Annotated in this window: 1 protein-coding gene and 1 pseudogene; one reads left to right on the top strand and one right to left on the bottom strand. The window is 53.8% G+C overall.

Features of this window, described 5'->3' with window-relative positions; genetic code table 11:
* Nucleotides 1-193: 193 nt before the first annotated feature.
* Complete coding sequence (locus DWB67_RS17750; protein WP_255418754.1) at nt 194-655, top strand: hypothetical protein; 462 nt, start codon at nt 194-196, stop codon at nt 653-655.
* Nucleotides 656-793: 138 nt separating this feature from the next.
* Here DWB67_RS17750 and DWB67_RS17745 read toward each other — a convergent pair.
* A pseudogene (locus DWB67_RS17745) lies at nt 794-911 on the bottom strand (integrase core domain-containing protein); the annotation flags it as partial.

Here is a 911-nt window from a genome sequence, read left to right as displayed (position 1 = left end):
GGCAGCTCGCCCACTCAAACCCTCCTCGATACAAGCTTTGAACCGCGCACGCAGCGCATCCGGTAATGGTGCTGACATGATCCATCCTCTCGGAAAGGATGAATCACAATTAGACCCCTTTGAAAATCCCATGATTCCCAGTTTTGCAGAAACGCTCTAAACGGTTTATACGCGTTGAACGCTCGGGACATGTATGAGCGCCCTCGTGCAATCCATCGTAAGATGCAAGATGATCGTCCATCCAGAACTTGAAACTTCAATCGAAGATCGTCTCAAGGCCGGCTGGTCGCCAGAACAGATTGCGGGACGGATGGGCCTTGAACGCCACCCCATCCTCGTGAGCCACGAGACGATCTATCAGTTCGCCTATTCTAAAGATGGCCGCGCGGAAGAGTTTTATTGGCATTTTCCCGACAATCGCAAACGCCGCAGACTGCTTGGGTATCGACATCACCAAAGTGGCCACATCTTTGATACCCAGAGCCTATCCCATAGGCCTGACCGCATCGCCGAGCGTGCTGGGTTCAAACAGTTGAATGTGGCCGAGCAGGACCACGGATCAGAAGGAAGAGAGTATGAACTCAGTAGCGCAGAACCAATTCATTGGCATCGATGTCTCGCGCGGTTGGTGAGACATCTATTGCTTGCCGAATGATCACCGGCTTTGGATCGCAAACTCGGCACAGGGGCATGAGAGAGGTGGTCCTGAATTTTCGACCAGTTTTCCGCCGGGCTAAGCTATAGCATGGGTTTCATGTCAGGCGGCGGCTTTCAGGTGTTGATTGTGAGTATCATAGGCCTTGCCGGGAGTCAGCAGCCCATGCGTTGAGTGCGGGCGTTCAGCGTTGTAATAGGTGATCCACGCGCCGATCCCTTTGCGGGCCTCGGAGCCTGTCTCGAAGGCGTTCAAG

It is taken from the genome of Paracoccus sp. JM45 (assembly GCF_003590715.1).
Taxonomy (GTDB): Bacteria; Pseudomonadota; Alphaproteobacteria; order Rhodobacterales; family Rhodobacteraceae; genus Paracoccus.
Note: the sequence above shows the minus strand (reverse complement) of the source record. Positions and strands in the feature narration are given on the sequence as shown.